We start from the raw sequence: 25,606 nt of genomic DNA on the forward strand, positions 1-25,606 counted from the left end.
TCCCTGAGTATTGTTGAGTGCCTGCAATACAAAATCAACATTCTACTGGATGAGACTGGCCATAGGATAGGCCTTCTTTTCTATGGTCCCCCAATATTACATGGATCATTTTCCGACGGGTTGGCAGCAGACACCCCTTCACTCAGGACATTCAGCGCAGAGCAGCATCTGGATAAACTCTGGTTGGTATTTATTGAAGAAAGAGGCGCTGATTTGCCGTCGGTACACGCCCTTATTAAAGAACATGGTCTTTCTTCATTATACGAGGAGATTTTTCATTTTAACTTTTTTGAAAGACAGATAACAAACTTAAATAGATATGTATAAATATCCAAGAACAAGCCTTTTAACAGTATTCCTATGTTGGTCCGCTCTATCCCAAGCGCAAACGCAGAAAGACAGTATTCCGCAAAAGGTCGTGCAGTATGCAACAGATAAATTCCCTTCTACACGTGCACTTAACATTGAGTACAATTATCAGGCACCTTATGAATATTCATCCAAATTGAGGGGTAGTAAATTGCCGGATAACAAGGTTAAAGGTGTAAACCAGCTAAGGGTAAATGCCAATACAACACTGTTCACAAAAAACAGCTGGATTTTCGGGACAACGGTCAACTACCGATACAGTTCGTTTTCTTCTGGAAGTACCAATCCCTTTTCGGGCGCACAGGACAATGACAATGATTATCATTATTATTCTGTCGGTCTGAATGTAGCCAGAGTCTCAAAACTTTTTGGAAAACCTTTTATTTATTCCGGAACTATTTTAGGGGAAGGAAGTGAAAAGCATTTTGAACGGGTGAAGGGAATTGCCACTGGAACATTGGTATTAAAAGCAAATGCCCAGACCAAGTTGACCGTGGGGTTGGTAGCCATGATCGACCCGACCGCACTCATACCGGTGCTTCCTTCATTTTCTTATGAACATAAATTCAAAAACGGATGGATGGCCGATATTATCCTACCGCAGAGGATCTATATGCGAAAAGGAGTGCTTAAAAACGGACGGTTTTCCATCGGAAGTGAGCTGGATGGGACCACTTTTTATCTTTATGATCTCTATGGGACTTCGAAACGATACCAATACCAGCAGATGGAAATCAACTCGGGCGTGATGTATGAACACAACTTTGGAGCATCGTTCATAGGCACGATAAAATCAGGTATAAAAAGCATCCCAACGGGCAGGGTTTTTGAAAAGAACGAGAATTTTAACAACTATGTCCTGGATATCAGGCCGCAGTCTTCTTTTTATTTAAACCTCGGGGTGTCATTCAATCCGTTTGGAATGAAAAATAAGTAATTATACTAAAACCTTGAAAATGGGGCTATTATATCTTACCAAGGACAAGCGTTTATACTCCGTTATTCTCATCGGCATTTATGCGGCAGGAATGGTCCTTTTTGTTTTCGTAAAAACTGCAGGGATGAATGAATTCGTACACCTTGACGAAGAAACTAGGAAAGCGGTCTGGCCAATGTCGGTTTATACGGGGATTTTTATCGCTATTGGATTCGCCTATCTGGATTTCACGATTTTCCCGCGATTACAACGTTTTGCGTTTGGTAAGTTTATACTCTATAAATACACCTTCATCTCATTGGTGATTGTTATTGTATCCATATCCGTTTTTTTAGTTTTTACGCTGTTTATAGTGCAAAACCGTAATGTTGATGAGCTTATGGGTCAACTCGCCGTTTATTTGACATCGGGTTCATTTCTATCCCTTTTTGTCTATAGTATGGGCTTTAGCATTTTTATGAATATGGCCAAAACTGTTGCAGATTATTTGGGACCAAAAGCAATTACGGGTGCTTTGTTTGGAAAATATCACAGACCAGTGGAAGAAGACCTTACGTTTATTTTTATTGATATGTCTTCTTCTACTCAGATAGCTGAACAGATCGGTCATCTTAAGTATAGTCATTTTGTACAGAAGTGTTTTCAGATACTTGCAGAGAGTATGGTCAGCTATGATGCGCAAGTCTATCAGTTTGTAGGTGATGAAGCTGTTCTTTTCTGGAACTCGGAAAAGGCAAAAAAATCATTGGCACCTATATACCTTTTCTATGATTTTCTGGACAGATTGAAAAAGAATGAAACAGATTTCCAAGAGGAATTTGGCATGTTGCCGTCATTTAAGGCATCAATACATACCGGGACCGTCACCGCCACAGAAATCCATACGGTAAAAAAAGATATCGTATATCATGGTGATATACTCAACACATGTGCACGCATCCTAAATCATTGCGACAAGGTCGGTAAGAATCTTTTAGTATCAGTAAATGTGGCAGAATGGATAACGGGTAACAATACATTTTATGCGGAAATGATCGACAGTATTTTTCTGAAGGGGAAAAATGAAAAAACGGAAATTTATTATGTAGAAATGTTAGATAAAACCTTCAATAGCAGATAACTTATGTTATTTACAATACATTAAATATATGAACCAGAGTAACGATATCAATCTTCTATATAAATTTACAGATAATACATATGATAGTAGTTTTTAAAACAAACATATCGAATAAGGATACTGCGAGAGGGGTAATTGAAACTTTACACGAAAAGTATTCGAACTTTATTTTCACCATTGACGTAGAAGACTGTGATAATGTTCTGAGGGTCGAAGGGAGTTTCTTTAAACGAACAGATATTATAGCGATTGTTCAGGGACTAGGTTTCGACTGTGAGGAATTGCTGCACTGATTTTTATTCCGAATATTCAGACCTAGTAATTTCTTGGATTTTGATATTCCCTCATTTCACTTCAGAAAAGATCTCTAGCATAAGCTTCATCAGTCTAAAGCACGATCTAATATTTTTTGTTATCCTTCAAATTCAGTGAGAAACATATAACTACAATAAGTGAATTTCGTAAAGGGGCTTCTTCATTCGGTTAATTATTAACTATTTTATAGTTATATGGCTTTTCATAAAAACGAGAACATAATGTTTTATTACTTATTGAAATGCTATGGAGGCCCAAAAAACATACTGCTTAACAAGGGCACTGCTCAAAAATGAATGTAGGATTACAATACAAGGAATCTCCAATCATCCATCGTGGATATGCCGCCAAGGTAATACAAAAACCATTTCGGGGAAGAATTCTTCCTCGAGACAGCCAACATTAATGATGGTCTTATGAATTTAGCAATTTCCTAAAAAGGGTAAGGCGACAGTATAAATTTAATTTTTTGTACTTTTGTAAAAGATTTACAAGGAAATTGGGAGAAAATGAATGCAATTAGTACCATTACCAAATCATTACCTCCGACAATAACAGGGTTTATAAACTATTCTATATGAGCTACTTTAGCTCTTTATAATTTTTTTTTGAAAAAAATAATTGCAATTTTACTTTGTTAAAGGTTATTTAATTTAAAATATAAAAAAATGGAAAAAAGACTGAATATTCTTGAACTACAGCCTCAGGCGTATAAAGCGATGTACGGATTGGAAAACTATTTACAAACGACCCGTTTATCACCCATACACAAAGAATTGATAAAAATACGTGCTTCACAAATCAACGGCTGCGCTTTCTGTATTGATATGCATACAAAAGATGCCATGAAAAATGGGGAAACGGCACAGCGTATTTTTCTGTTAAATGCATGGAAAGAGACTGCATTATTTACAGAAGAAGAGAAAATAGTGTTGGGTATTACAGAGGAAATAACTCTGATTCATCAACATGGAGTATCCCAAAAAATGTATGACAAAGCGATCAGTATTTTTGATAAAGAATATGTAGCACAAATCATAATGGCTGCTGTAACGATAAATGCCTGGAATCGAATTGCGATAAGCACGCAATTGGAGGTGCCTAAAGAATAGTTTTTCTTTTCTAAAAAAGAGCAGGATATATTTCTCCATAAAGACTTTTTTGTCAATTGACAGAAAAGTCTTATTTTTATTGACCTTTGTTTCAATAGCTTGCCTGTACTATCTTTGAGGTATGCATTAGAATAATTGTTTACCCATCATAAATTTTTTCATTGAACCGCTGTATGAAACCACTACAAGATACCCATATCCGGGCTTATACTGAAGAAGACAAAGAAAACATACTCCATCTTTTAAAATTAAACACACCGAAATATTTTGCTGCTGAAGAAGAAGCTGATTTACAGCATTATTTAGCACATGAAATTGAACTGTATTATGTAGTTGTTTCTGATGGAATGATAGTTGGGTGCGGAGGGATTAATTTCGTAGAAAATAAAACCATCGGCAAATTGAGCTGGGATATTTTACATCCTGATTATCAGGGAAAATCGTTTGGATCACTGTTGACAAAATATCGGATTGAAGTATTGAAGAAAATAGAAAGTGTGCAAAAAATTACAGTACGTACTTCACAGCTTGCTTATCGGTTTTATGAAAAACAAGGCTTTGAACTTGCCGATGTAGTGAAAAATTATTGGGCAGACGGATTCGACTTATATGCAATGGTTTACAAAGAAACGATTTCAGCATAACAGAAATTAATGGAGAACAATAACTACAACAACTGGTATATTATCACCGGAGGTCCCGGTGTCGGAAAAACAACTCTTTTAGAAGAGCTAAAGAAAGAAGGATATAAGGTAATACCTGAAGATGCCCGTGCTATCATTCAACAGCAACTTGCAACAGACGGAAACGGACTTCCGTGGAAAGACAAACACCTGTATGCCGATCTTATGTTAGAAGCGTCTCTAAATACCTATAGAAAAGTAGCCTTAGCAAAAGCCGATGAGATTCTTTTTTTTGACAGAGGCATTCCGGACACTGTATGCTATAGAAATATGGAAGGACTTGAAATAACTAAGGAAATTGATGAGTTGGTTGTGAATCATGCCTATCATCCAAAAGTATTTATTTTACCCCCGTGGAAAGAAATATATACAACGGATACAGAGAGAAAACAAACCTGGAAAGAAGCGGAAGCCACCTTTGATAAGATGAAGGAAACCTATATAAGGTATGGCTATGAAATCGTTATCGTTCCAAAAGGTAGCGTCAGTGAGCGAAAAAAGTTTATACTTTCACAGATACAGTCTCAGAAAAAATAATAAAAGTGAATAAATAAAAGCCCGGATATAATCCGGGCTTTTAGTATGGGTAAATCAGGTTGCTCTATCGTAATCCCGATATATAGTTCATCAATTCTTTTTTGCCTTTATCGAAATCAAAAGATTCGTAAACAATATAAAAATTGGTAACGTCAGTACATCTCGGATACAGAATTTTTGCGGCTTGCAATCGTTGTTCATCAAAACTGAAGACATCCAATAGTGTTTTGATTTGTTTGGAGGTAAAATAATTCAGCGTACTTTGCTGATTGATAAACGCTACTTTATCTTTATCAAAACTGGCTGTTTTATCCATTGTGCGCAAAAAATTATCAAAGGTACGGCTGTCCATTACCTTAGAAGCATAATTATTGCCTGACTCCCAATTTCCGTGTCCGTTTCCGTTGGCATACGGATTATTCCATACATCATCCCATTCATTAAAACCATACATCTGTCCGCGTACCGGATACGAATCCAACAGGTATAATCCATAATTGGTAAAGAAATCAAGTACCACACGGTTATCATTTCTTACGTTGAGCTGGGTACGGTATATAAGATATCCATTTTCATAAATAGAAATAGGCATTCTTCCGGAACTCAGATCAAAAAAACGGAATTTTCCGGAATCATTGGTAATTGACTGATTCCCGATCTCAACAGTGAAATAGCCATATTCAGGAATTCTTAAAAAAACTTCGGAATAACCATAATTCTGATTCCAGTTGTATCGTTGATTATTTCTTTCAGTTCCTGTATTTCGGGACGGATTTCTGTAACCGGAAGTGGTATTGGTATTTTTATCGTTTCCTTTCTGGTCTCTGGAATTTGTTTTTTGAAAAGAATCGGTTCTCTGAACCTGCATTTCTCTGCTGTTCGCTTCATTTTTTAGAAGTTCTCCCGTTTTTCCAGCTTCCTGAGCAAACGATATGATGCCGGTAAAAATGGCTGCGATAGTAAGTAGTTTTTTCACAATTATTAAATTTTAGATATAAATCGCCTATTTCACGAATCGTGCCAAAACTACTCTTTTTTTGAAAAATAGCAGAGTCCCTAAAAATATATTTTTAGAACATTAGTGCCTACTACTATTTTTATAATGAAGAGAAGCAAAAAAAAGCTGCTCATCTGAGCAGCTTTACATTAAAAAAGTATTTTATAACTTTTATTGTTTTTGAAATAGCTTCTTGGTTTTGATAATATCCGCTACTCCTTCAGGCAGAAAAACTTCCCAATCAGATTCGTTGTGCTGAATCATACGCAATACATTTCTCGAAAATATTTTCAGATTTTTTTCTTCATAGGTATCAATATCAATAATCTGTTTATTATCAAGAAAATATTGATAGATAGGTTGCAGATGGGCTTCGTTTAGCATCAGATTTTTTGAAGTAACGACTTCATTATCCTCATTAAACATAGGGTACAGATACACCTGAAGGTCACGGTTAAAAAGTTTACCGAGTGCTTCAAAAACACCTCCGCTTAGGTTGTTATAGTATTTAGAATCAAATATATCGATAAGATTACTTACACCGATTGTTAAACCTATTTTTTCTTTAGAATATTGAGAGCAGTATTCAACTACTTTATAATATTCTTTAAAATTAGAAATCATCACCGTTTGTCCCAAATGACAAAGCAATTCGGCACGGTCTAAAAAATCCTGTTCATTGAGATCGCCTTCTGTCAAAAGATTGTTGAGTGTGATCTCAAATATAATGCTGGTATCTTCTTTGGCAACCTGATTGTGTTTTACAAAAATATCCAATGATTTTTTGTACATATTCATGTTTACAATCGTTACAGGGCGAAAGCTTCCTCTCAGTAATAAGATATTCTTTCTGAAAAGCGTATTGGCTGGCAAAATGTTTTTTCCATGCGGACCAAACATAACGGCTTCAGCCATTCCGTTTTTAACAAGATAAAGGCTCATAAGCCGGTTATCAACATTCTTGAAAATTGGTCCTGAGAAGTTTATAGTATCAATATCGAGCTGATCTTTATCTAGGTGATCATACAATTGGCTGATCAGTTTTTTAGGATCGTTGTTTTGATAAAACGCTCCGTAAATAAGGTTAACTCCTAAAACACCTAATGTTTGTTGTTGCAGGCGTGAATCGGTTTCCTTGAATTGGATGTGGAGAATAATTTCATTATAATCTCCGTCAGGTTCTGTTTGAAAGCGGATGCCGACCCACCCGTGTCCTTTAAATTTTTTTGCAAAATCAATAGTTGCCACTGTATTGGCATAACTAAAATAAATACGTTGCGGATGTTCTTCACGGGTTAATCGTTCTTCCATAAGAAGACATTCGTGTTCCAGCATCTTTTTCAAACGGCTTTCGGTCACATATCTGCCGTCATTTTCTACTGAATATATAGCATCACTAAATTGTTTATCATAAGCAGACATTGCTTTGGCAATGGTTCTTGAAGATCCTCCGGCTCTGAAAAAATGTCGGACGGTTTCCTGTCCGGCTCCGATTTCAGAAAATGTACCGTAAATATTTTTGTTCAGATTTAAACGAAGTGCTTTGTCAGAGATGGCAGGTTTGTGTTCAATAATTCGGTCTCCTTCTAAAACTAAATCATTTTCAAATGCTTTCATATAAAAAATTAAGTAATGTATAATATGCCTTAAATATATGGATTTTGAAGGGATAAAATAGTATTTTTGTAAAAAAAACATTGAGAATATATTTTCTGGGCACAGGTACTTCACAGGGTGTTCCGGTGATTCTGAGTAAAGATCCGGTGTGTTTAAGCACAAATCCGAAAGACAAAAGACTGCGGACTTCTTTGTTTGTAGAATGGGATGAAACCATTATTCAGATCGATTGCGGACCCGATTTCAGACAGCAGATGCTGACGTCTGAATGCCCTCATATTGATGCGATAGTCTTTACCCATGAACATTCAGATCATATTGCCGGATTAGATGATATCAGACCTTTCTGTTTTCAAAAAGGAGGTGCAATGCCCATCTATGCTCAAAAAAGGGTTCTTCAAAGTCTTGAGCGCAGATTTGATTATGTATTTCAGAAAGAAAACCGCTATCCCGGAGCTCCCGCAGTTCATGCAAATGAAATCGACGAAAACAGTACTTTTTTTATCAATTCAAAAAAGATAGAACCGATATTGGTCATGCATGGTGACCTGCCTATTCTGGGGTACCGTATGGATCGTTTTGCGTATCTGACGGATGTAAAAACACTTACACAAGAAAGTTTGAATAAATTAAAGGATTTAGACGTTTTGGTTATCAATGCATTACGCATAGAAGAGCACCCTACACACAATAATTTACAGACCGCGCTGGACTATATACGGCGTATAAATCCAAAGGAAGCCTATATAACCCATATAAGCTATCAGTTAGGTTTTCATGAAATAATTGAAAAACAACTTCCAAAAAACGTATATTTGGCATACGATAACTTACAACTACATCTATAAAATGAAAAATGTTTTTTTATACTTATTTGTATTCTCATTGCTCATCAATGTATTTTTATATGTAAACGATTCCAAGATATTAAAATCTCAGGAAACGGAGCTTGCACAGACAAAAACAAAAACGACTCAGCTAAAAGATTCTTTAAAATTGTACAAAAATATGTATGATGAAGCGAGTTATTTCTCTATTGATGAAAATGAAAATGCCCAAAAAACCTTTAAGGAATATAAATATGATGAAGCCATGCAGAAAGTATTGCATGATCTTACCATACTGAATACTCAGGAAGGCGGAAATCCTTTATTACCGGTTGCTTCTGACGGAAGTAAAACAATTGTGCACAAAGCTTCGGTTCTTAATCATAAATGGATTATTTTAGATTATTATAATGATACTTATACGGGTGAAATGCTTGTGGAATACACTTTTGATCCTAATAAGTTTACGGAATTTAAAACCATATCAAATACTGTTTACTAATGAAAAAAATAGGCTACCTGTCACTTGTGATACTTTCAATGGTATCCTGTGATAAAATTTTCAAGCAAAATGACGTAACTGAAAAAGCGGATGATCAGATCAATGAATTGATGGGGGGGGAGAAAGATGAACACGGATGTATAGTTTCTGCAGGTTATACGTGGAGTGAGGTTACCCAGAATTGTATTCGTGTTTTTGAAGAAGGATATCGTCTGAATCCGATTAATGATTTGCAGGAAGATGAAAATTCTTCTGTTATCAGTGCTTTTGTTGTTTTTGATAAAGAGAAAACCAAAGCGGAAATATTTCTGCCTCAAAATGATTCAGGAATCGTTTTAGAAAAAAAAGAAGAGGATATATATGCTAATGAGCAATATAAATTAGATGCTAAAAAATACACCCTGGCGGTAGATGACGTTATCAGGTTTGAAGCGCCAAAAGGCGGATTAAAAAATATTGATCCGGCAGATGATCAGGAAGAAGAATATTTGAATTTACAATAAAGTTATATTTAAAAGAAAATACCCCTTACATCAAAATGTAAGGGGTATTTTTTTATTGTTCAAGAAACTTTCTGAAATCATAAAAATTCTGAGGCGCAACTCCATGTCCCACAGGATATTCATGATACGTATTCTTTACTCCTAAGGTATCTAATATTTCAGGATTTTTTCTGGCCCATTCTACAGGTATTACCTGGTCAGCCGAACCATGTGAAATAAAGAAGTTAAGATGACTGAAATCATTATCTTTATAACCTTCTTTTAAAATATTTTCATTAAAATAACCGCTTAATGCCACTACTTTGTGTACCTTTTCAGGATAGGATAGGGCTACGGCATAACTTAAAATCGCTCCCTGACTGAATCCGATCAGCGTAACCGCATTTTTATCAATAGGATATTTATCTAAAAGTTCATCGATAAAAGAAACGATAAGATCTCTGGAAGCAGCAGCCTGATCATCGTCTGAAAACTTATTCATATCCTGATCAAAGGTTATGGCATACCACGCATTTCCGTAAGGAGGCAGTGTATAAGGAGCTCTTGCCGATACGATGTAGTAATGATCGGGCAATTCACTTGCAAAAGAGAACAGATCTTCTTCATTACTTCCATAACCATGAAGTAAAAGCAACAGCGGATTTTTTTCCAAAATAGTTTTTGGCTCGCGTATCAGATAGTGTAAAGAAGGGTTCATTAATTATCTTTTTTTGAAAACCATTTTTGGAAATAAGGACCAATAAACGGTAAAAGTTTGTATTCGTTGGAAACCGCACCTATAAAGCTGTAAATCCAAAGGATGAATATGAATAAATAAAAAGCATAGGATGCGGAAGGATAGGGAATAAATCCAATCAAAGCGCCTATAAGAAAAAACAGGCATAAAATGCCTACACTTTGTCTGATATAAAATGATCCGAAAGCATCCTTATCATCCAGATTGATAAAATACGCGATAATAGGACCTAAGAAGGTTATATGAGCAATAATAGCAGCCAGTTTTCCGTCTTTTGTTATTTCGTTTCGCATTATTTCAAATTTAAAATGCCATTATTAATAATTCCGTATACCTTTCCTTTCATTTTCTGATTCAGAAATGCAGAATTTTTAGATTTTGAATATATATTTTCTTTTGTGAAAATACTTTCTCCATGTGGAGTAAACAGCGTAATACATGCCGGTTTGTTGATTTCAAACAAATCTTCCGGTGTGTTTAGAAATATTTTTTTAGCTGCTGTAAGTTTTTCTATTACAACATCTAAAGGTAAAACAGTAAGAAGGGTTCCAAAAGCAGATTCCAATCCGATTGTACCGTCCTTAGCCAGGTCAAATTCCATTTTTTTGTGTTCAATGTCCAATGGCTGGTGATCAGAAGTAATACAATCAATCGTTCCGTCAAGCACACCTTCTATTAAAGCCTGTCTGTGAAATTCATTTCTGATGGGCGGATTTACCTTATAGCGCGTATCAAATTCTTCCAGTACTTCATCTGTCAATACCAATTGATGTACAGCTACACTACAGCTTACCTGTAAACCTTTGTTTTTTGCTTCGCGTATTAGCGATACTGATTTTGCAGAACTGATGGTAGGAATGTGTAATTTTCCTCCCGTATATTCCAATAAAAACAGATTGCGTGCCAAAACAACTTCTTCGGCAAGTGTAGGAATTCCTTTTAGTCCTAAGCGGGTAGATACTTCTCCTTCATGAACCACGCCTTTACCTTTTATAGACGCATCGTTGCAGTATGCAATGACTGTAGCATCAAAATCCTGAGTATATTGTAATCCTATTTTTAACAGGTTGGCATTGGCAATTGACTTTTTATAGTCACCGAAAGCAATGGCACCGGCATTTTTCATATCGTACATTTCTGCCAGATCTTCACCTTGCTGTTGTTTAGAAAAAGCACCAATTGGCAGTAGGGTAGTTGCTTTGTCAAATGCTTTATTTTTTACAAACGATACCAGTGTCTGGTTATCAACTACAGGTTGTGTATTGGGTTGTAGCGCAATGTGGGTAAAACCGCTTTTAGCCGCTGTGTCCAATCCGTTGGAAAGTGTTTCTCTTTCTTCAAATCCGGGTTCTCCTAAAGAAACAGAGCTATCCATCCATCCTGATGATATATGAAGGTCAGGGAGCGTTAATATTTCCATGCCTTCAGCAGCAATGTTTTCGTTGATTTCAGCAATGTTGCCATTTACAATTCTGACCGAAACTTTTTTATGATGATGAGCAGTTTCCGGGGCAATAATGATTGCGTCTTTGATTAATAAATCCATTTGCTAATTGGTGTGTTGTAAAGTGTTGTTTATATAATGCAAAAGTACATTTTTAAAAAGTTGAACCTATTATTTTAAACAAAAAAAATACATCTGAAAAGATGTATTTAATTTTTTATGGTGTTTATTTGAAAACATTCATTCACGGCATTGAAGATCTGATAATCTGAAGCGGTATAAATAAATCGTTCTGACTGATTGCAACGCTGTAAAATCTGTACAATTTCTTCTTTTGAAATGTTGAGCAGGGCAGAAACCGTTTCTCTGTCATATTTTGATTTCATAATTTCAATCAAAGCTGTTTCTTCTTTGATTTGGCGAATCTGCATATTCGTTTTTGATTTTCTCTTTACAAGATTATAAATACCGTTGATAGGGTTAAATCCGTTATTGTAGTAAGGTGAAACACCAGCTACATCAAAGCTTCTTGTGTAAGGATAATCTGCCAGTGCTAATAATTTAGTATCTACCTGAAGGTATCCGGTAAGCTGAACAGAGTTGATGATCATTTCATCAAGAACCGTTGACCCGTCTTTTATATAGACTTTTATCGTATTGTCTTTGATCCAGTCATTCGTTACACGCAGTTTTAAAGCACGAAAACCTTCTGCTGAGAAGTGAAGAGTGTCATTAAGGGCACCTTCAATCTGAAATACTCCTTCGTTGTTTGTTTTGGCAACTTTAAGCGTATTAAGGTTAATGATGCTGATGTTAGGTTCATTTTCGAGGGTTAACTCGTTTATAACCACACCTTTCAATAAATGTTTTTCCTGTGCCAGCAGTGTTGTTGAAAGGATTAGAAATAAAAAAACTGTAAAATATCTCATAATGATTTTAGAATGAATCAAAAATAAGAGATATTTTACAGTTTATATGGCTATTATTAAATAATTAACAAAAATTATTTAGAACGTCTTGGACGGTCTCCACGGGTAGAAGAACGCTCGTTTCTCAACGGACGGTCATCAGAGTTACGTCTGAAAGAACGCTCAGGTCTTCTGTCACTGCTTTTAGCTCCGAAACCACCGCCTGTACGAGGTCTGTCGTTTCTTCGGTTGTGATCTCTTCTTGAACTGTTTCTTCCGCCATCGCTGGTTGAGATTTCAACATTTACGCGACGTCCTTCGTGGTTGATATTGTTTAAGATATCAATTACTTTTTCTGAATGTTCAGCATCTGTGTTAAAGAAAGAGAATCCTTCTTTTACATCAACTTTAAACAAATCATCTCTTCCAAGATCCAACGTATCACGTAAGAAGTCTTTTAAGCTCATCCAGTCAAAGTTATCACGTGATCCAAGGTTTAAGAAATAACGAACAGAACCGTCATTAGATACTCTTGGTTCTCTTGAGTTTCTGCTGTCGCGCTCTCCTCTTTCTCTTCCCTGTGGTTGTAAAATGTCTTGTTTTTTGTAGTATTCAATAAAACGATTGAACTCTACTGAAAACATTTTTTTAATCAATTCTTCTTTAGTAATATCTCCTAATGAAGCTTCAATTTGAGGAAGATAATTTTCGATCTCAGGATCTACATTAACTTCTTTTACTTTGTTTGCCAGGTGAATTAATTGTACTTCACAAATCTCTTTTCCGGATGGAATTGGTTTTTCAATGAATTTATTTTTAATAATACGCTCAATCTGGCTGATTTTTCGGTATTCACTTTTTGTAACGATAACGATAGAAGTACCTGTTTTACCCGCACGGCCTGTTCGTCCTGAACGGTGGTTATAGGTTTCAATTTCGTCTGGTAACTGGTAGTTGATTACGTGAGTGATATCATCTACATCGATTCCACGTGCTGCTACATCCGTTGCTACCAACATCTGAATTTGTCTTCCACGGAATGCCTTCATTACGGAGTCACGCTGAGCCTGAGACAAATCACCGTGTAATGCAGCTGCATTGTATCCGTCTTCAATCAATTTTTCAGCGACAGCCTGTGTATCACGTTTTGTTCTACAAAAGATTACTGAGAAAATGTCCGGATTCATATCTGCCAGACGCTTTAAAACAGAATATCTGTCACGTGCACCGGCAATATAATATTCATGTGTAACATTAACAGATCCCTGGTTTTTATGACCTACAGTAATCTCTTGTGGTTTTTTCATGAATTCTTTTGCAATACGCGCTACTTCAATAGGCATAGTTGCAGAAAATAACCAGGTATTTTTTTCTTCCGGAGTATCTGAAAGTATCGAAGTGATATCTTCATAGAACCCCATGTTTAACATCTCATCTGCTTCATCTAAAACACAAATCTGAATGTTTTTGATGTTCACATAATTTCTGTTGATCATATCTTGCATACGACCAGGAGTTGCTACAATAATCTGTGCTCCTCTTTTTACCTCTCTGGCTTGTTCTGTAATACTCGCTCCACCATATACTGCAACAGTATGTAACCCTTTTACATACTTTGAATATTGCTTGATTTCGTTTGTAATTTGTAAACACAATTCTCTTGTAGGCGATAGGATTAATGCCTGTGTGCTTCTGTCATTTGGGTCTAATTTTTGAATCAAAGGAAACCCGAAAGCAGCTGTTTTCCCTGTACCCGTTTGCGCCAACGCAACAATGTCTGTATCTTGTTGCAATAATAGGGGAATAGCTTTTTCCTGAACCTCTGAAGGGGTTTCAAAACCTAAATCTTGAATCGCTGATAATAACGATTCATTCAATCCTAATTCTTCGAATTTATTCATATAATATTTAAAAATGGCTACAAAGGTAATGCTATTTTGTTTAAAAAATCAATTTTTATTAATATAATATTTTGTTTGTGAGAAATTTATAATAATTATCTTAAAGAATTTAAAAAAGATATCAATTCTTCAACTGCTTTACCTCTATGACTTATTTTTGATTTTTCAGTTAACGACATCTGAGCAAAGGTTTTATCATGTGCTGTGGGCTGAAAAATAGGATCATATCCAAAACCTTCTTCTCCGGTTTTCTGTTCCGTAATAGTTCCCTTGACAATGCCTGTAAACAAATGTTGCTCACCGTTTATATTTAAAGCAATGACTGTTTTGAATTTTGCGTTGCGGTTGGTTACGTTATTCAGTTTTTTTAAAACCAGTTCTATATTGGCATTGCTGTCTTTTGCTTCTCCTGCATATCGGGCAGAATAAACGCCGGGTTCGCCATTAAGCGCTTCAATTTCGAGCCCAGTATCATCTGCAAAACAAGGCAGCTGGTAATGTGTTGTTACATAATCTGCCTTGAGGATGGCATTGCCTTCAATAGTGGATGCTGTTTCAGGAATATCTTCTGTACATCCGATATCTTCAAGACTTACGAGTTCAATAGTGGAAGGCAGTTGATTTTTAATTTCTCTTATTTTATTTTTATTATTAGAGGCAAATACGATTTTCATGATATATAATTCCAAATGTTATTTTTTTGTGCAAGACTCTCAAAAATTTCTTTGAGTTTCTGATGTTCCGGTTGTTCCAGACGAATATCTTCTTTTAGAAGTTCAATAGCTTTGTGTCGTGCGAGTTTTAAAATATCCTGATCCTTAACCAGATCGGCAATTTTCAGATTTAGAATACCGCTTTGTTGTGTACCCATAATATCTCCGGGACCTCTGAGTTTTAAATCTACTTCTGAGATTTCAAACCCGTCATTGGTGCGGCACATGGTATCCATTCTTATCTTACTATCATTGCTGAGCTTCTCTCCAGTCATTAAAATACAAAAACTCTGTTCTGCTCCACGACCTACACGACCTCGGAGCTGGTGGAGTTGTGATAAGCCGAAACGTTCGGCACTTTCAATAATCATTACAGAGGCATTTGGTACGTTTACACCTACCTCGATAACCGTTGTAGCAATCATAATATTGGTTTTTCCCTGTACAAAACGGTCCATTTCAGTTTCTTTTTCTTTAGGTGTCATTTGACCATGTACAATACTTATGGTATAATCAGGGTGTTTAAAATCTCTTGAAATAGCTTCATATCCCTCCATAAGATTTTTATAATCGAGTTTTTCACTCTCCTGAATCAAAGGATAGACAATATATACCTGACGGCCTTTGGCAATTTCCTGTTTGATAAAGTACCATACTTTGAGACGTTTACTTTCAAAATAATGAAGTGTTTGAATGGGTTTTCTGCCCGGTGGTAATTCATCAATCACCGAAACATCAAGGTCTCCGTAAAGACTCATGGCAAGTGTACGCGGAATAGGGGTTGCGGTCATTACCAGAATATGCGGTGGTATATAATTTTTTTTCCACAGTTTGGAACGTTGTTCTACTCCAAATCGATGCTGTTCATCAATAATTGCCAGTCCCAGATTTTTAAAAATGACTTTGTCTTCCAATAAGGCATGGGTACCAATGAGTATTTGTAAGGTACCATTTTCAAGCTGCTCATGGAGTTCTCTGCGTTCAGCCGTTTTTGTAGAGCCTGTTAACAAACCGACTGAGATACCCGCTTTTTCAGCCAACTCCTGTATACCAATAAAATGCTGATTGGCCAGAATCTCTGTCGGAGCCATAAGACATGCCTGAAATCCATTGTCCAGAGCCAACAGCATACTCATGAAGCCCACAATGGTTTTTCCGGCTCCTACATCTCCCTGTAAAAGACGGTTCATTTGCACTTCATGTGCCATATCATTGCGGATTTCTTTGAGTACGCGTTTTTGGGCGTTGGTAAGTGGAAAAGGTAAATGCTCTTTATAAAAACGGTTGAAATAATCGCCTACTTTTTCAAATGCGAATCCCTTGATTTTATTTTTGCGTACCAGATTTTTAGACAATAGCTGTAATTGTATAAAAAAAAGTTCTTCAAATTTCAATCGGAAAGAGGCTCTCGATAATAGATCTCCGTTTCTGGGAAAATGAATGTTTAAAAAAGCGTCTCTTTTAGGAATCAGCTTTAGTTCATCCATAAGTTTGTCGGGAAAAATTTCCATAAACAAATGCTGTGTTTCCATAAACACCTGTTGCATCAGACGTGTAATCACTTTGTTGGTGATCCCTTTTTGCTGAAGTTTTTCTGTAGAAGGATAGACCGCCTGTAAAGCGGTTTGATTATTCTTTTTATAGTCTTCAAGCAGATCCATCTCCGGATGTGGCATGGAAAAGATGTTATTGTAATGGTTTATTTTACCAAAAACAACATACGGACTGTTTAAAGCTATGTTTTCTTTGATCCATTTAATGCCTTGAAACCAAACCAATTCCATTTTTGAAGTACCATCGGTAAAAGTGGCGACAAGACGTTTGCCTCTTTTTTGTTCAACAGTTTTAAGATGAATGATTTTTCCGATGATTTGAATTTCAGAAACTAAAGAAGTACTCAGTTCATTTATTTTATAAAACTTTGTACGGTCGAGATATTTATAAGGATAAAAGTTCAGTAAATCTTTATAGCGAAAAATCTGCAATTCTTTTTTAAGAACCTCCCCTCTGTTAGGACCAACGCCTTTCAGATATTCAATAGGTGTTTCCAGTAGTTGATATTGCATTTCTTTTTAAGGGCTAATTTACTAAACTGATTTATATTATTAAAAAATATTAAAAATTGTTTTTTTGAAGGAAATTTATATTTTTACATTTAATTAACAATTATTATAAATATGAAAAAACTATTAAGTACACTATGTTGTTTATTTGTTGTGGTTTCGTTTAATTCATGCGTAAATGATGATAGTACAGGAGATCCGGTAGTACCACCAGGGCCTGAACCTGATAAGGTGGTAAACATAAAAACATTTGATAAAGAACATTTGGGTTTTGGAGGCGGACTGGAGCAGACTGCTGTAAAAACATTTACGTTTCCTACCGATATGGATAAAGTAAAGAATATTAAACTTTATTTACAATTAGCATGTCCTACTGCCGGATGTAATATCTGGGATATGTATGCTAATGTACAGGCAAAAGACAAAACAACCGGTAAATGGTATGAGATCGCACGATATATTACTCCTTATGGGAGAAGCACTGAAGTACTCGAGAGAGGTTTGGTTGTTGATGTAACGGATTTCAAATCGGTTTTACAGGGAGCTACAGAATTAAGAATTTTTATTGAAGTCTGGGGTGCTGACGGATGGCTGGTAAGTACTGATTTTGATTATACTTACGGAACACCGGATTATAAATACTATGAAGTAGAAGAAGTAATGGCTTATAATAAAAATTCTTTGGAAGGTGTACCTTATGGAGAAACCCATAATTTTGATCTTACACACAGTATTCAGATTCCTACAAACGCAGAAAGTGCTCACATCCGAACTATTATCAGCGGTTGGGGACATGCAACGCCTATGGAAGCAGGAAGAGGTTGTGCTGAGTGGTGTTACAGAACACATCATGTATGGATCAATTCAGAAGAGAAATTTTCACATGAATTAAAAGCGGAAGGTTGTGCTTCTAACCCGATCAATAACCAAAGAGGAAACTGGAAACCGGACAGAGCAGGATGGTGTCCTGGAATGATGGTACCTGTACGAATTGACAAATTCACCAACAGTGTAGCCGGACAAAATCTGAACTTTGAATATAAATTCCAGCCATGGACAAATGATATGCAGGCTCAGATAGATAATCCGCATGCCTATTATGCAATTTCAAATTACATTGTAGTAAAAAGTAATTCGCCAATTGTAAAACCAATAGTTAACTAAAATAAAAAAAGCTACCTTCAGGTAGCTTTTTTTTATTTTTTCTTAAAAGTAGCAACTACTTTTTTAGAAGCGTCTAAAAGTTTCAATTCATTGTTTTTAACTTCAAAAGAGGTAACTGACATAAAAGGGATATTATATAATTTATCCATAATATCTTTACAATACATACGGGTACTTCTGATGTTCGTCATCTCAATGTTATGTCCATCTTGTTTAAAGGTACCGCCAAGACCATTACATCCGTCAGAGGATCCGAAAGAATCTTCAAGGAACGATAATCCTATGGTTTCAGCACGCATGCCTTCAAGTTTTTCAAATTTTCTGTCTCCGATACTTACTAAAACCCATTCGGTACCGGTAAGGACTACATCTTGTTTTGTTTCTGATTTTATCATTTTACAGGAGGTTAAAGAGATTAGACTCATCATAAACGCCAGTAATAGAATCGTTTTTTTCATATTCTGATATTTTTTTTATAAAAGTAAGCAATAAATCGTTACATTTTATTTTTTCAGACTAAAACCATAAGCGATTCTGATTCCAAGCTGATCTACATTATAATCAGTATAATTTTCATAGCGCAAACTGATATCAATGTATTTATTGGCAAAGCCTACAGAAGGTGAAAGTAATAGTGAGTTATTTAAATCTCCCGTAGCACCTATTGCAGCTCCGGCTTCACCCAATGCGTAAAAATTGTTTGCAAAAAAGTATTTAAAACCGAATTTTACCGGTACAAATCCCGCATCATCTCCTTCCTGAAAAAGATGGGTGTATCCTGAAGTGAATGTAACGGATGTTTTTTGAGACAAGTCATATTGTAATCTGGCATCAGCTCCGAGTGCAGCTTCATACTTTTGATTCATTTCCAAACCGCCGTTGATACCAAATCCTAAACGAAATCCTTTTCGGTAACCGTCATTTGTTTGTGATGTCTGAGCAAAAGCATTCCCTGATCCGATACATACTGAAAGTAATCCTATATAAATTATCTTTTTCATGTTATTAAATTTTTTTAAAAGCTAAGAAAACAAGATACATGCCAATATTTTTGAGCTTTTGTGATTTATATCTTCTTATCGGATTATCTTTGCAAAAAAAAAAATCAAAATGAACTGGAATATATATTTCAAAGAGTTTCGATATAATATTCGATTAGCGTATCCCATCATTCTGGCAATGCTTGGGCATACCGTTGTAGGTGTGGTAGATAACATTCTGGTAGGAAAAATAGGGGCTACAGAGTTAGCTGCGGCATCTCTTGCCAACAGTTTTGTTTTTATAGGAATTTCTATTGGCGTTGGTTTTTCTACTGCTATAACGCCTTTAGTAGCCGTCGCTGATAGTGAAAATAACTTTGAAGATGGCCGTAAGACGTTTATGAACGGTTTGTTTTTATGCATTCTTATGGGGCTTATTCTTTTCTTTGGACTGTATTTTTTCAAACCGTTGATTCGTTATATGAATCAGCCTGAGGAGGTTATTGTTTTGGCAAAGCCTTTTTTGGACATTGTAGCCATGTCTTTGATACCATTGGTTATTTATCAGGCCTTCAAACAGTTTTCTGATGGTAAATCAAAAACCAAAAATGCCATGTTTGCCACTATAATTGCCAATTTGGTTAATGTTTTTTTATCGTATGTATTGATTCACGGTGTGTGGATTTTCCCCAAGATGGGTATGATGGGAGCCGCTTACGGAACTTTTGTCGCAAGGATATGTATGTTGATATATATGTATTATTCAATGCGTTCTCAGATGGTTTTTAAACCTTTCTTAGAAAGAATCAGCTTTAAAGAAATGGACTTTGGATTTATGAAAAAGATTACGTCCATTGGTTTACCCTCTTCTATGCAGTCTTTTTTTGAAGTAGGTCTCTTTACTGCTGCTGTATGGCTATCAGGTATGTTGGGTACTGTATCTCAGGCAGCCAATCAGATTGCTTTATCTATGGCTTCGATGACCTTTATGTTTGCTTCGGGACTCAGTGTTGCAGCAATGATACGGGTAGGGAATCAGCGGGGATTAAAGAATTATCCTCAGTTACAGATTGTTGCCAAATCTATTATGCTGATGACGGCTATGCTGTACACCTTTTTCGCTTTATTTTTTGTTATTTTCCATAAGTATATCCCACTTTTATTTTTGGACGGGGCAGATCTTATGAATGCGGAAATGAACAATGAAGTAATTGCTCTTGCAGGCAAATTACTGCTCATTGCGGCTATTTTTCAGATATCTGATGGATTGCAGGTTACCATACTCGGTTCTTTGAGAGGATTACAGGATGTTAATATTCCTATGATAGGATGTTTCATCTCTTACTGGATTATTGGGTTTCCTGTAGCTTTGGTTTTAGGGTTGCAAACCAGTCTCGGAGCACAGGGTATTTGGTACGGACTCTTAGCAGGGTTGACAGCATCTGCTATTTTTTCGTATCTTCGCTTCAATTATTTGACACAAAAATTAATTAAAACCCGTAGTGATTTAGCTACTATATAACACTTATTACATGGAATTACCAAAATTTGTATTGGCAGATAATACGGATTATCCGGATGATATTTTTATTATTCATTTAGAATTTCCGCGTTTTATTATTAATCTTGAAAATGATGAAATAGAATTTCTGGAAGAAATAGATGAAAACGAAGAGCAGGAAGTAGAAGCAGAAATGGAACGTTTAATAGTTCTTGCAGGCGAGTACTATGATCGTGAAATGGAACGATACGCAGAAGAAGAATAGTTATATTTCTTTATTCTTGTTTTCATAAAAAGCTAAAATTTCAAAAGCAGCTGCAAAAGGTGATTTTTCATTTTTCTGCACTGCTTTTTTATTTTCATTCAGCAATGCGATGACGTCAGAATTGTTGTAAAATTTCTGCAACAGTTGTTCGTTTATGGTTTCCATCATCCAATATTGATTCTGCTCTCTTCTGTGTGTTTCCAGATAAGAATTCTCCGTTGTAAGCTGGAGATAATCTGTAATCATTTCCCAGACATTTTCGATTCCTGTTTTATAAAAAGCACTTGCCAGTACAACTTTTGGCTGCCATCCGGAAGGTTTTACCGGAAAAAGGTGTAATGCTCTGTTGACATCTAATTTTGCATTTCTTGCTTTGGCTAAATTGTCACCGTCAGCCTTATTGATGACAACGGCATCGGCCATTTCCATAATTCCGCGTTTAATTCCCTGTAATTCATCACCGGCACCTGCAAGATTCAGCAATAGAAAAAAATCCACCATACTGTGAACAGCAGTTTCACTTTGTCCTACACCGACAGTTTCTATCAATATGGTATCAAAGCCACAGGCTTCACATAATATAATACTTTCACGGGTTTTACGCGAGACACCACCGAGGCTTTCACCTGAAGCAGATGGACGTATATAGGCATTTGTATCTTTTACCAAATCTTCCATACGTGTTTTATCGCCTAAAATGCTGCCACGTGATATACTGCTGCTGGGATCAATTGCCAGGACAGCTACTTTTTTGCCAAGACCAGTCAGATAAAGTCCAAAAGCTTCTATAAACGTACTTTTACCCACACCCGGAACTCCTGTGATACCAACACGAACTGATTTATTAGCATAGGGAAGGCAGGCGTTAATAATGGTATTTGCTTTGTTTTGATGTTCAGGATTTGTACTCTCAATAAGGGTTATGGCTCTGCTCAGACTCACTTTGTCGCCTTTGAGAATACCTTCGATTAGAATTTCAGGAGAAACTTTTTGACGGCGCAAGTTTTGTATCGCAGCAATAGACTGGGAACTGAACGAATCAGGTTGTGTAATGCCTTCATTTTCACTGAGTGCCGATTTGTCTTTTTTCTTTGCTGTCATAATTAGTGTTCACTCAAACAAAAATACTAAATATATCATCGGAAAAGAAATAGGCCATGCGACTTTTTTAGTTTGAATATTTACTAATTTTGCAGGGAATTTTATTGTAACCTAAACTATGAGTACTATCACATCTGAAGTAAGTACTTCTTCTTCAACGAATAAAACTGCTTATTCTATTCTGATAGCAGTAAGTTTTGCCCATTTGTTAAACGATTTACTTCAAGGGGTAATTCCTGCAATTTATCCGAGACTGGAACAGAAATTTGATTTGTCTATGGGGCAGATTGGTATGATTACCTTATGTTATCAGCTGGCAGCTTCCTTATTACAACCTCTTGTGGGGTCATTTACGGATAAAAATCCAAAACCTTATTCCCAGATTATAGGTATGTTTTTTACAACAACCGGAATCATTGCGTTGGCGTATGCACCGAGTTACGGATGGATCTTGGCAGCAGTTATTCTTGTAGGGATAGGCTCATCTATTTTTCATCCGGAATCTTCACGGGTTGCTTATTTGGCATCAGGAGGTAAAAGAAGTCTTGCACAGTCAATTTTTCAGATTGGCGGTAATTCAGGTACTGCGCTGGCACCTTTACTGGTTGCCTGGATAGTAATACCCAACGATCAGCATCATATTTTATGGTTTGTCCTTTTTGCATTGGTAGCCAAAATAGTACTTACCTATATCGGAAGATGGTATTCCAATAATTTAAAACTGGTAAATAAAAATCAAAAGAAAAAAATATATCTTCCGGATTTATCGCCAAACAGAATCACGTCATCTATTGCCATATTACTAATTCTTATTTTTTCTAAATATTTTTATGTAGCAAGTATAACCAGTTATTTCCAATTTTATACCATGGATAAATTTGGTTTAAATGAGATTCAGGCACAGGTTTACCTTTTTTATTTTTTGTTGTCTGTTGCAGTAGGAACTTTATTAGGAGGTTATTTTGGTGATAAAATAGGAAGAAAATACGTAATATGGTTTTCAGTATTGGGAGCTGCACCTTTTACGTTGTTGTTGCCCTATGTAGGCTTGCAGTGGACAGGGATTTTGATTGTGATCATCGGTTTGATTATCTCGTCTGCTTTTCCTGCGATATTGGTATATGCTCAGGAGTTATTGCCTAAGAAAATAGGAATGGTGTCCGGATTGTTTTACGGTTTTGCTTTTGGTATGGGTGGATTGGGTTCTGCAGTTTTAGGATGGTGGGCAGATCTTACCTCCGTAGCTTATATTTACGTTGTATGCTCATATCTGCCTCTGATAGGTATTATTGCTTACTTTTTACCGGATATGAAAAAAGTTGGACTTAAAGAAGCGGAATAATGGATAAAGAATATCATATTACAGAAGAAGTAATAACTGCATTGCAGCAGATTGTTTCTCCATCATTTGTTTTTAGTGATGTGGACGTATTGAAGCAATATGGCAGTGACCATACAGAAGATCTTAATTTTCCGCCATCTGTTGTGGTAAAACCTCAAACGACAGTGGAAGTGTCTGAAATTATGAAGCTCGCTTCAGAATATAGAATACCTGTTGTTCCTATAGGAGCAAGAACCGGATTGAGTGGCGGTATATTAGCAGTTCATAAAGGAATCGGACTTTCATTAGAACGTATGAACCGCATTATTGCTATTGATGAAAAAAATTTTCAGATCATAACACAACCCGGCGTCATTACCGAAGTCTTGCAAAATGAAGTTACCAAAGCAGGACTTTTCTATCCGGTAGATCCGAGTAGTAAGGGCAGTTGTTTTATAGGAGGAAATATAGCAGAAAATGCAGGTGGTGCGAGAGCCGTAAAATATGGAGTAACCAAAGATTATGTATTGAACCTTGAGGTCGTTTTGCCCAATGGAGCGATCATTTGGACCGGAGCAAACACGCTAAAGAATGCTACAGGATATAATCTTACGCAATTGTTGGTGGGTAGTGAGGGGACATTAGGAGTCATTACCCAGATTGTTTTAAAGCTATTGCCTCAGAATCGTTATAATATATTAATGCTGGTACCTTTTTATCAGATGACGCAGGCAGCAGAAGCCGTTTCAGCTATTTTCAGAGCCGGAATAGTACCAAGTGCTTTGGAATTCATGGAAAGAGACGCTATCGACTGGACGCTACAATATAATGATTTTGGCGATTTAGGTATTAATGATGGAATTGAAGCTCATTTACTTATCGAAGTAGATGGTAATTATCAGGAAGTATTATTTGCAGAAGCAGAAAAAATAGTTCAGGTGGTGGAGGCTTACGCTATCGATGAAGTTTTATATGCCGATACAGAAGAGCAAAAAAATAAGTTATGGAAACTGCGAAGAAATGTTGCTGAGGCAGTAAAACAGAATACAGTCTATAAAGAAGAAGATACTGTAGTTCCCCGATATGAATTACCTGTATTACTAAAAGGAATAAAAGAGATTGGTAAAAAATACGGGTTTCGTTCCATTTGTTACGGACATGCCGGAGATGGGAATTTACATGTAAACATCATTAAAGAAAATATGACGGATACAGATTGGAAAACGAATGTTCCGAAGGGAATCAGGGAAATCTTTGAACTGACGGTTCATTTGAAGGGAACCCTTTCCGGTGAACACGGGATTGGCTGGGTACAGAAAGAGTATATGGATATCGCATTCAATCGTCTTCACTTACAGCTTATGCAAGATATTAAAAAAGTATTTGACCTTAAAAATATTATGAATCCGGGAAAAATATTTCCACAGCAATAAAAAAAAGAGCGATTTTTAAATCGCTCTTTTTTATAACTTCGTAAAGTTATAAATCGTTTCAGTAATAATTTCCTGACCAGCCATATTTTGAGTTTCTTTAAAAACGAAAATAAGTTTGCTGGCGTTCAATGTCTGAACAGTAACATTTAATGGACTATTGTTGGATAAAGTCATTTGTAGTTCAGATCCTGTAACAGTATAACTTTTCAGTGCCGGAAAAAGCATTCTATCGAATGAATCCGTTGTATTATAAGTAGTAGCGGCAGTACCGTCTTCTTTAAATTCTACATGAATAGAATTACCAGAAGAAACGCTTTTTGTAGGACCATCAACGGGTACTCCCATAGTAGTTATTCTTTGCTTGACTGTTTTCAGATCCCATTTTGCTACTAACTTAGCTTTATCAACACTACCGCCTGTTGCTTCTCCGTTGTATTCTACATAATCAGGGGTACAAGATGTAAGACTTGTAACACTTATCATAAGGGATAAAGCCAAAATAGAATAAAAATTTTTCATAGAATAATTGTTTATAGTTTTACAAAAATATATTTTAT

At 36.1% G+C, this 25,606-nt stretch carries 27 protein-coding genes; 14 read left to right on the forward strand and 13 right to left on the reverse strand.

The genetic code is table 11. From position 1 onward, the window contains the following. The first annotated feature begins 120 nt into the window (after positions 1-120). The 6 genes from QW060_RS06195 to QW060_RS06220 all read left to right on the forward strand — a co-directional run bounded on the left by QW060_RS06195 (position 121) and on the right by QW060_RS06220 (position 5,073). The gene (locus QW060_RS06195) at positions 121-327 is read left to right on the forward strand and encodes a hypothetical protein (RefSeq protein ID WP_290362775.1); all 207 of its coding nucleotides are present in this window, start codon (positions 121-123) and stop codon (positions 325-327) included. Further along, a complete protein-coding gene (locus QW060_RS06200; protein WP_290362776.1) occupies positions 320-1,306 on the forward strand; it encodes a hypothetical protein in 987 nt (328 codons plus the stop codon). Before QW060_RS06195 ends, QW060_RS06200 begins: the two co-directional genes overlap by 8 nt. A gap of 19 nt (positions 1,307-1,325) precedes the next feature. Next, positions 1,326-2,426 carry an adenylate/guanylate cyclase domain-containing protein gene (locus QW060_RS06205; RefSeq protein ID WP_290362777.1) on the forward strand — a complete coding sequence of 367 codons (1,101 nt, stop codon included), beginning with the start codon at positions 1,326-1,328 and terminating at the stop codon, positions 2,424-2,426. A 983-nt stretch (positions 2,427-3,409) separates the two neighbouring features. After that, the gene (locus QW060_RS06210) at positions 3,410-3,853 is read left to right on the forward strand and encodes a carboxymuconolactone decarboxylase family protein (protein ID WP_290362778.1); all 444 of its coding nucleotides are present in this window, start codon (positions 3,410-3,412) and stop codon (positions 3,851-3,853) included. A gap of 173 nt (positions 3,854-4,026) precedes the next feature. Further along, complete coding sequence (locus QW060_RS06215; protein ID WP_290362779.1) at positions 4,027-4,497, forward strand: GNAT family N-acetyltransferase; 471 nt, start codon at positions 4,027-4,029, stop codon at positions 4,495-4,497. 9 nt (positions 4,498-4,506) lie between these two features. Further along, complete coding sequence (locus QW060_RS06220; RefSeq protein WP_290362780.1) at positions 4,507-5,073, forward strand: AAA family ATPase; 567 nt, start codon at positions 4,507-4,509, stop codon at positions 5,071-5,073. Between the two features lie 64 nt (positions 5,074-5,137). On the opposite strand, the gene QW060_RS06225 is transcribed toward QW060_RS06220, so the two are convergent. Then, a complete protein-coding gene (locus QW060_RS06225; RefSeq protein ID WP_290362781.1) occupies positions 5,138-6,049 on the reverse strand; it encodes a DUF4476 domain-containing protein in 912 nt (303 codons plus the stop codon). 192 nt (positions 6,050-6,241) lie between these two features. Next, positions 6,242-7,687, reverse strand: coding sequence for a TonB-dependent receptor (locus QW060_RS06230; RefSeq protein ID WP_290362782.1), 1,446 nt, complete (start codon positions 7,685-7,687; stop codon positions 6,242-6,244). Between the two features lie 80 nt (positions 7,688-7,767). Here QW060_RS06230 and QW060_RS06235 point away from each other — a divergent pair, with 80 nt between their 5' ends. Genes QW060_RS06235 through QW060_RS06245 form a run of 3 tightly spaced genes read left to right on the forward strand, consistent with a single transcriptional unit; the run spans position 7,768 to position 9,519 of the window. Continuing rightward, a complete protein-coding gene (locus tag QW060_RS06235; protein WP_290362783.1) occupies positions 7,768-8,535 on the forward strand; it encodes an MBL fold metallo-hydrolase in 768 nt (255 codons plus the stop codon). Between the two features lies 1 nt (position 8,536). Beyond that, positions 8,537-9,016, forward strand: coding sequence for a hypothetical protein (locus QW060_RS06240; protein ID WP_290362784.1), 480 nt, complete (start codon positions 8,537-8,539; stop codon positions 9,014-9,016). Further along, complete coding sequence (locus tag QW060_RS06245; RefSeq protein WP_290362785.1) at positions 9,016-9,519, forward strand: hypothetical protein; 504 nt, start codon at positions 9,016-9,018, stop codon at positions 9,517-9,519. Before QW060_RS06240 ends, QW060_RS06245 begins: the two co-directional genes overlap by 1 nt. Positions 9,520-9,571: 52 nt before the next feature. Here QW060_RS06245 and QW060_RS06250 read toward each other — a convergent pair whose 3' ends face one another. From QW060_RS06250 to recG, 7 genes are all read right to left on the reverse strand, one after another. Further along, the gene (locus QW060_RS06250) at positions 9,572-10,216 is read right to left on the reverse strand and encodes an alpha/beta hydrolase (protein ID WP_290362786.1); all 645 of its coding nucleotides are present in this window, start codon (positions 10,214-10,216) and stop codon (positions 9,572-9,574) included. Further along, positions 10,216-10,548, reverse strand: a complete 333-nt coding sequence (locus QW060_RS06255) for a hypothetical protein (RefSeq protein WP_290362787.1) — start codon at positions 10,546-10,548, stop codon at positions 10,216-10,218. The genes QW060_RS06250 and QW060_RS06255 overlap by 1 nt, the downstream gene beginning before the upstream one ends. Further along, positions 10,548-11,801, reverse strand: a complete 1,254-nt coding sequence (locus tag QW060_RS06260; RefSeq protein WP_290362788.1) for a dihydroorotase — start codon at positions 11,799-11,801, stop codon at positions 10,548-10,550. The genes QW060_RS06255 and QW060_RS06260 overlap by 1 nt, the downstream gene beginning before the upstream one ends. A gap of 107 nt (positions 11,802-11,908) precedes the next feature. After that, a complete protein-coding gene (locus QW060_RS06265) occupies positions 11,909-12,628 on the reverse strand; it encodes a hypothetical protein (RefSeq protein ID WP_290362789.1) in 720 nt (239 codons plus the stop codon). A 74-nt stretch (positions 12,629-12,702) separates the two neighbouring features. Then, the gene (locus tag QW060_RS06270; RefSeq protein ID WP_290362790.1) at positions 12,703-14,508 is read right to left on the reverse strand and encodes a DEAD/DEAH box helicase; all 1,806 of its coding nucleotides are present in this window, start codon (positions 14,506-14,508) and stop codon (positions 12,703-12,705) included. 95 nt (positions 14,509-14,603) lie between these two features. Next, complete coding sequence (locus QW060_RS06275) at positions 14,604-15,182, reverse strand: non-canonical purine NTP diphosphatase (RefSeq protein WP_290364708.1); 579 nt, start codon at positions 15,180-15,182, stop codon at positions 14,604-14,606. Beyond that, positions 15,179-17,287, reverse strand: coding sequence for an ATP-dependent DNA helicase RecG (gene recG, locus QW060_RS06280; RefSeq protein ID WP_290362791.1), 2,109 nt, complete (start codon positions 17,285-17,287; stop codon positions 15,179-15,181). Before recG ends, QW060_RS06275 begins: the two co-directional genes overlap by 4 nt. Positions 17,288-17,398: 111 nt before the next feature. On the opposite strand from recG, the gene QW060_RS06285 reads away from it, so the two are divergent. Continuing rightward, complete coding sequence (locus QW060_RS06285) at positions 17,399-18,448, forward strand: peptide-N-glycosidase F-related protein (RefSeq protein WP_290362792.1); 1,050 nt, start codon at positions 17,399-17,401, stop codon at positions 18,446-18,448. 32 nt (positions 18,449-18,480) lie between these two features. Here QW060_RS06285 and QW060_RS06290 read toward each other — a convergent pair whose 3' ends face one another. Together QW060_RS06290 and QW060_RS06295 are read right to left on the reverse strand one after the other, a co-directional pair. Continuing rightward, positions 18,481-18,906, reverse strand: coding sequence for an META domain-containing protein (locus QW060_RS06290; protein WP_290362793.1), 426 nt, complete (start codon positions 18,904-18,906; stop codon positions 18,481-18,483). 45 nt (positions 18,907-18,951) lie between these two features. After that, positions 18,952-19,449, reverse strand: coding sequence for a hypothetical protein (locus QW060_RS06295; RefSeq protein WP_290362794.1), 498 nt, complete (start codon positions 19,447-19,449; stop codon positions 18,952-18,954). 109 nt (positions 19,450-19,558) lie between these two features. Between QW060_RS06295 and QW060_RS06300 the strand changes: the two genes are divergently transcribed. Together QW060_RS06300 and QW060_RS06305 are read left to right on the forward strand one after the other, a co-directional pair. Then, positions 19,559-20,950: an MATE family efflux transporter gene (locus QW060_RS06300; RefSeq protein ID WP_290362795.1), complete on the forward strand. Its 1,392-nt coding sequence runs from the start codon at positions 19,559-19,561 to the stop codon at positions 20,948-20,950. A 10-nt stretch (positions 20,951-20,960) separates the two neighbouring features. Further along, entirely contained in the window at positions 20,961-21,194 is a 234-nt protein-coding gene (locus tag QW060_RS06305) for a hypothetical protein (RefSeq protein WP_290362796.1), read from the forward strand. On the opposite strand, the gene meaB is transcribed toward QW060_RS06305, so the two are convergent. Continuing rightward, positions 21,195-22,295 carry a methylmalonyl Co-A mutase-associated GTPase MeaB gene (gene meaB / locus QW060_RS06310; protein WP_290362797.1) on the reverse strand — a complete coding sequence of 367 codons (1,101 nt, stop codon included), beginning with the start codon at positions 22,293-22,295 and terminating at the stop codon, positions 21,195-21,197. A gap of 118 nt (positions 22,296-22,413) precedes the next feature. Between meaB and QW060_RS06315 the strand changes: the two genes are divergently transcribed. Further along, on the forward strand, positions 22,414-23,637 hold the full coding sequence (locus tag QW060_RS06315) for an MFS transporter (protein ID WP_290362798.1): 1,224 nt from the start codon (positions 22,414-22,416) through the stop codon (positions 23,635-23,637). Continuing rightward, positions 23,637-25,049 carry an FAD-binding oxidoreductase gene (locus QW060_RS06320; RefSeq protein ID WP_290362799.1) on the forward strand — a complete coding sequence of 471 codons (1,413 nt, stop codon included), beginning with the start codon at positions 23,637-23,639 and terminating at the stop codon, positions 25,047-25,049. The genes QW060_RS06315 and QW060_RS06320 overlap by 1 nt, the downstream gene beginning before the upstream one ends. Positions 25,050-25,079: 30 nt before the next feature. Here the strand turns inward: QW060_RS06320 and QW060_RS06325 are convergent, their stop codons facing one another. Next, the gene (locus QW060_RS06325; RefSeq protein WP_290362800.1) at positions 25,080-25,568 is read right to left on the reverse strand and encodes a lipocalin family protein; all 489 of its coding nucleotides are present in this window, start codon (positions 25,566-25,568) and stop codon (positions 25,080-25,082) included. Positions 25,569-25,606: the final 38 nt, after the last annotated feature.

This window comes from Paenimyroides ceti (assembly GCF_030409925.1).